Annotated in this window: 5 protein-coding genes; all 5 read left to right on the forward strand. The window is 39.0% G+C overall.

From position 1 onward, the window contains the following. The first annotated feature begins 27 nt into the window (after positions 1–27). Positions 28–1,143, forward strand: coding sequence for an endo-1,4-beta-xylanase (locus G4420_RS15085; RefSeq protein WP_163324759.1), 1,116 nt, complete (start codon positions 28–30; stop codon positions 1,141–1,143). Positions 1,144–1,215: 72 nt separating this feature from the next. Beyond that, positions 1,216–2,352 (forward strand): endo-1,4-beta-xylanase, encoded by a 1,137-nt coding sequence (locus G4420_RS15090; protein ID WP_163324760.1) that lies wholly within the window; start codon positions 1,216–1,218, stop codon positions 2,350–2,352. A gap of 79 nt (positions 2,353–2,431) precedes the next feature. Further along, a complete protein-coding gene (locus G4420_RS15095; RefSeq protein ID WP_163324761.1) occupies positions 2,432–3,637 on the forward strand; it encodes an endo-1,4-beta-xylanase in 1,206 nt (401 codons plus the stop codon). A gap of 77 nt (positions 3,638–3,714) precedes the next feature. Further along, positions 3,715–5,262: a GDSL-type esterase/lipase family protein gene (locus tag G4420_RS15100; RefSeq protein ID WP_163324762.1), complete on the forward strand. Its 1,548-nt coding sequence runs from the start codon at positions 3,715–3,717 to the stop codon at positions 5,260–5,262. Between the two features lie 239 nt (positions 5,263–5,501). Beyond that, positions 5,502–6,695, forward strand: a 1,194-nt coding sequence (locus G4420_RS15105; RefSeq protein WP_163324763.1) for a 3-keto-disaccharide hydrolase, incomplete at its 3' end; no start/stop codon positions are given.

The following is a 6,695-nucleotide window of genomic DNA, read 5'->3' on the forward strand; positions in this document are numbered from 1 at the left end:
TTTGAAAGAAAAAATTAATTCAGTATTATGAAACTTACGTTTAAATCAATTTTGTTTACTCTTACTATTCTTGCTACCTGTTCGGATAGTGAAGCAGTGGTATCCGATGAACCAAAAGAGAACCCGCAATCGATTAAAGAAGTTGTTGCCGAAGTTTTTCCCGAAGGAAATGTATTTATTGGTGCCGCAGCTCAACATAAGTATTTTGGAACAAAAGTCTTTGAAATATTTGATCGTGAATTTAGTTATGCCACTCCAGGCATCATGTTTAAGCAAAGCATCATACATCCCGAACCCGGGAAATATAATTACGAAAAAGCAGACGATTGGGTGCAACATTGTCGTGAAAACAACCAGGTAATTCGCATGCATGCACCTATTAGTCCTCAATGTTCAAGATGGGCAAGAACCGATTCTCGAACACCGGAAGAACTAGAGACAAATTTGGTTGAATACATGACAGCACTTTGTAAACGATACAATGGCATACCTGAAATCCTTTGGCTTGATGTGGTGAATGAAACCATTGAAAGATCAGGTGAATGGTTTGGGCCTAAACCCGGAACCGACCAATGGGAAAATCCATGGCCTAAAATTGGATACGATGAATCGCATCCGCTGAGACCGCCATTGTATATAAAAAAGGCATTTGAAATAGCCAATGAATTTGCCCCCGACTTAAAACTAATCATCAATCAACATGGCGGGCTGGAAAAGGAATCGTGGGTTAAGATGAAACAATTGGTTGCCTACCTTCGCGAAAACAATTTACGAGTAGATGGAATCGGCTGGCAGGCACATGTCGATTTGGGTTGGGAAAAGATTCCCGGAAATCTGGATTATTTAAAAGAAATAATTCTGTGGTGCCAGTCAAATAACCTTGAATTTCATATTACCGAATTTAACGTTTGGCTAAAAGGAAAAGATGCAAGGAAACACAACGAGCAAGCCAATACTTTCAAAGCCATTGCCAAAGTACTCTTAGACAACCAAAACAGTAAAATTACAAGTATCAATTTTTGGAATATTTCAAACATAGAAAGTGATTCTTTTAAAGAATGGGATGGTTCCATGTGGGATGCAGATTATGAGCCAAAGCCAGCTTATTATGCGATATTAGACTTATTAAAAAGCTATAAATAATTTGGCTTCTTTAGGGGAAAGGTTGACGAATGACTTTTATACAAAATTGAATAGTTGAAAAAAGTTATGTCAATGCCATTCAGAAAAATGAAAAATAAAATACCATTGCTCATACTTATAGTCTCGGTAAGTCTTACCGGTTGTCCTGCCGATGATGCCAATTTTTCATTAGATGAACCTAAAGAAGAAACGAATTCCATAAGAGAATTGGTTGCAGAAGCTTTTCCTGAAGGAAATGTTTATATAGGTGCGGCTTGTCATCATAACTTAATGGAAACAAAATCGGGAGAAATCCTTAAACGTGATTTTAGTTATGTAACACCTGCAAATGATTTTAAGCAAAGCTATATTCATCCGGAACCCGGGAAATATAAGTATGAAAAATCGGATGATTGGGTTCAGTTCTGTAAAACAAATACACAGGTAATTCGAATGCATGCGCCAATAAGTCCGCAATGTTCGCAGTGGGTAAAAGATGATGCCCGTACTGCCGAAGAGATGGAATCAATGCTTGAAGAATATATAATGGCGCTTTGGACAAGATATAACGGAACATCGAATATCCATTGGTTAGATGTAGTTAATGAAACCATTGATAATACAACTGGCGATTGGTTTGGCCCCAAACCCGGAACTGACAAATGGGAAAATCCATGGCCCAAAATTGGATACGACGAATCGCATCCCTTAAAACCACCTTTATACATCAAACAAGCTTTCACGCTTGCAAACCAATATGCGCCCGATGTCAAACAAATAATCAACCAGCATGGCGCTTTGGATAAGGATACATGGGAGAAGATGAAAGCTTTAGTCGCTTACTTGCGCGAAAATAATCTTCGCATTGATGGACTTGGCTGGCAGGCACACATTGATTTAGGCTGGGAGAAAATCCCCGGTAACATTGAGCGCTTGGGTGAAATTGTCAGATGGTGCCACTACAATGATCTTGAATTTCACATTACTGAGTTTAACGTTTGGCTAAAAGATGAAAATGCCGGAAAAATAAACGAACAGGCGACAACCTTTAAAGCAATTACCAAAACTGTTCTCGACAACAGGTACAATGGAATAGTGGGAATTAACTTTTGGCATATTCGTGCAAACGATACGCAAAACAAAGACAGGGATGGCTGCCTTTTTGATGATAACTACGAGCCAAAACCCGCCTATTACGAGATAAAAGAATTAATAGAAAGTTATCGATAAAAATCGTACTCAAAAGTAAGAAAAGACTTGCTTGTCAAATTGAATAATTTCTTGGAAATGTAAATCAAAAACTGTTAAAATGAAGAATAATCAAAAACTAAAAACAACACGACTTTTTCTTGTATTTCTATTAGTGGTAAGCCAGTCAGCAGTTATTTTTGGCGGAGGAAAGAAAAACAAAGATATTGCAGACGAGGATTTGACCATTCGTCAGATAATCGAAAAATATTATGGCAACACTAATTTCAATTTTGGCTGTATATCAAAGGCCATTTATTTGAAAGAAGATAATCCTGACGTGGCCTTTTACCTGAAAGAGTTTTCGTACAATGTCCCTGAAAACGAATTTAAACAGTCGGGAGTCTATCCTGAACCAGATAGCAATTGGAGAGATGATAATTTTCTGGGATTGATTGAAATGGCCCGTAAAAGCAACCAAATAATGCGCGCTCACGCTCCAATTTCTCCACAGTGTTCAAGATGGGCCATGGCAGATGATCGAACTCCTGAGGAGTTACAGGCAGTTATGGAGGATTATATGGACCATGTAAGCAAAGCTATAGAGGCCAATCGTGATATTATCGGATGGATGGATGTTGTGAACGAAACGGTAACAGAAGGTAACATTTATGATTCAGTATATCACTACAAAACAGGTGATTGGTACGGACCATTAGTCGGTGACCGCCGTTGGCAAAACCCCTGGACAACCATTGGGTATGAATTCGATTCTGAACTTAACGTTCCTACATATATAATACGGGCCTTTGAGATAGCGAACGAAAATGCGCCTAACGTTAAAATGCTGTATAATCATCACGGACAACTGGAAGAGAAAGCCTGGGATAAAATAAAACAAACCGTGCTTTATCTGCGAAATAGAGGCTTGCGCGTTGATGCAATTGGCTGGCAGGCACATGTCCCTGTTGGTTTCGAAAATGTGAATGGCAAGATGGAACAGCTGAATGAGCTAATCGATTGGTGTTATCAGAATGATCTTGAGTTTCATGTCACTGAAATTGACGTAAATGTGGGTAAAAATGTTGATGATTCGATTTTCGTTCAAAAAGAAAAGGAAATAGCTGACACTTATGCTGCAATCACAGAAACCATGCTGAAAAAAATTGGCAAAGGTGCAGTAACAATTAATTGCTGGGCATTGAAACACCGCAGGCGTAGAATAGAAGGTTCTTTTGCCGGTTTGTTTGATGATGAACGTAAGCCAACTCAAGCGTATTATCGAATAAAAAAAGTATTGTTAGAAAATGCACCTAACAGGCAATAAACATTTTTTATTGCCGATTTGTAGTGATGCGTTAATTTTTCAAAATTTAATTAGTAATAATTTTTAATAGTAAAATTATGAAATTTAAGATTTTACTTGGTTCTTTCTTAATGTTAATGATGTTCTGTGTTGGAACATCAATTGCCGGTCGGGTGGTTGTAATCGGATCATCAACAGCGTTTGGTACTGGTTGTTTCGAAACTAACAACGCCTGGGTAAATCGTTACCGCTATCATGTAACACCCACTGATCCGTCAAACGTAGTCATTAATTTAGCTGTCGGAGGATTTACAACTTACGACGTTATGCCTACTGATTTTGATACTCCTGACGGGCGTCCCGTTGTTGATGTAGAACACAACATTACTAAAGCACTTTATTATCAACCTGACGTCATCATTGTAAATTTGCCGACTAACGACGTAGCTAGTGGTTATTCAGTAGAAGAAGTTATGGGTAATTTCATTGCCTTGTGTGATATAGCTGAAGCCAGCGGTATAAAATTTTACGTTGCAACTTCCCAACCGAGAAATTTTACAGAGGAGAAGAGAAATGAATCGATTGCCCTACGTGACTCAATAAATAACTATTTTGGGGAATATGCCATCGATTTTTGGACAGATCTCGCTAGTGAGGATGGCACTATTAATCCTCTATTCGATCCGGGTGACGGAGTTCATTTAAATGATACAGCTCATCTAATATTGTTTAATCGCGTTAAAGAGAAGGATGTTTTAGAAGATATTGAAACGCCTGCTATTGCTGGGGGAGAAAACACCGTTAACGTTGATTTTGGCGGCCCGGCAATGGTTTCCGGGGTAGACTGGAACAACATATTTACATATTACACTTCAATTGTAAATTTGACTAATTCCGAATTAGGCACTACAGGCATGAGCTTAAAAATTCACGACTCGTTTAATGGAGTCAATACAAGTGGGACTAGGACTCCTGACGCTTCATCGGAATTTGATACTCTTGCCACAGGTGATAGTTTTTATGGTAATACAGGGGCTTTTGGTGGGAAGACAGAACCAACAGGTGGAATTACGCTCTACGGTTTAAATCCCAACATTGAGTACAAATTTACCTTTTTTGCTTCGCGTATGGGGGTTAACGATAACAGGGAGACCAAATATCAGGTAGTTGGTAAAACCACTGATGAAGTATTGCTTAATACAACAAAAAATACATCTGAATTCGCTATGGTTGAGAACATACTACCTGACGGTGATTCAATTGTTATTAATGTATCTCCGGGACCAAATAATACTAACTCATTAGGATTTTATTATCTTGGGTTAATGCGTATTAATTATACCGATTCATTGACTACAGCTGTGACTGATTTTAGGATGGAAGAGAGATTTTCCGCTGTTTTGTATCCAAATCCGACATCAAACGATATTGTGCATATCAAACTGAATAGTCAGGAAGACATTGAGCTCAATATCTCAGTATTTGACATGGCCGGAAAAGCAATTTCAATGCAAAAACAGAGGGTGTATTCCAATAATACCATTGTGGGCTTGTCGGTTAGTGACTTGTCTCCAGGAAATTATATTATATCGTTAGCAGGATTCGATACGAAATTCAGAGAAAATATGCTTTTTCTAAAAAGATAAATAAATAGAACCTGCAAAAAGAAAGCGGTTTGGTAAAATATGCTTTGCGTTATAAATCGTACTGGTTTTTAGTGAATGTCAAACAAAGTTTTGTAGCTGGAATACTGAATTAAAACCTTTACTGTTGGAAATTGTAAAAGCAATTACTGCCAAGAATTATTCTCATTCCATTACAGCTGGTCCCGGAGATTATATATAAATCATAAGAATTGTATATGTAACGTAAATAAAATTAAATAATGAAGAATTCAAAAAAACTGATCTTGTCAATATTAATCGTTCTAACTAACCTGGGAAGTTGGGCGATACCACAAAATAACCAGAAGTGGGAAAAGCTTTTCAATGGTCACAATCTTGATGGCTGGAAAGTATTAAACGGAACAGCCGAGTATAAAGTTGAAGATGGCGAGATAATCGGCACCAGTAAAGCAGGTACTCCAAACACATTTTTAGCTACTGAAAAAAACTACGGCGATTTTATTTTGGAATACGAAATGAAAATGGAAGCCGGATTGAATTCAGGAGTGCAAATTCGAAGCAACAGTCTGAAAGATTACAGAGATGGCCGCGTTCACGGCTACCAGGTAGAGTGCGACGATTCAGAAAGACGCTGGTCGGGAGGAATTTACGATGAGGCACGCCGCGGCTGGCTTTACCCGCTGGAATACAACCAGCCGGCGAAAAAGGCTTATAAAAAAGGCGAGTGGAATAAATACCGTGTGGAAGCCATTGGCAATACCATTCGCACCTGGATAAACGGACAGCCTGTTGCCAACCTGGTTGACGATTTAACTGCCGACGGTTTTATCGCACTTCAGATTCACGAAATTAAAAACAAACAAAAGGAAGGCAAAACCATTCGCTGGAAAAATATCCGAATTAAAACTGAAGACCTGGAAAGCGCCCGTATGCCAATGCCGGAAGAAGTTCGGGAAGTGAGTTATTTAACCAATACGCTTACCGAAAAAGAAAAGAGCAATGGCTGGAAATTGCTTTGGGATGGAAAAACCACAAAAGGCTGGCGCGGAGTAAAACTGGATAACTTCCCGCAACGAGGCTGGCACACTGAAGACGGCACTTTGGTGGTTGAAAAAGCCGATGGTGCAGAATCAGGAAATGGCGGCGATATCGTTACCGAAAAAATGTATAAGAACTTTATTCTGGAAGTTGATTTTAACCTGACTGAAGGTGCCAACAGCGGAATAAAATATTTTGTGCAGGGAAACCTGAACAAAGGAGAAGGTTCAGCAATTGGATGCGAATTCCAGATCCTTGACGACAAAAAACACCCCGATGCAAAAAAAGGAGTGCTGGGCAACCGCACACTCGCATCCCTTTACGATCTGATTCCGGCCAACGGAAAGTTTTATGATCCAAATCTCCAGCAGAAACGATTTAACGGCATAAACAGCTGGAACCGCGCACGGGTTGAA

Origin of the sequence: Draconibacterium mangrovi, from assembly GCF_010586825.1 — a bacterium.
Taxonomy (GTDB): Bacteria; Bacteroidota; Bacteroidia; order Bacteroidales; family Prolixibacteraceae; genus Draconibacterium; species Draconibacterium mangrovi.

Excerpts from the sequence above, each read along its gene's own strand:
- G4420_RS15085 (WP_163324759.1), top strand. The coding sequence starts at position 28 with ATGAAACTTACGTTTAAATCAATTTTGTTTACTCTTACTATTCTTGCT.
- G4420_RS15090 (WP_163324760.1), top strand. The coding sequence starts at position 1,216 with ATGCCATTCAGAAAAATGAAAAATAAAATACCATTGCTCATACTTATA.
- G4420_RS15095 (WP_163324761.1), top strand. The coding sequence starts at position 2,432 with ATGAAGAATAATCAAAAACTAAAAACAACACGACTTTTTCTTGTATTT.
- G4420_RS15100 (WP_163324762.1), top strand. The coding sequence starts at position 3,715 with ATGAAATTTAAGATTTTACTTGGTTCTTTCTTAATGTTAATGATGTTC.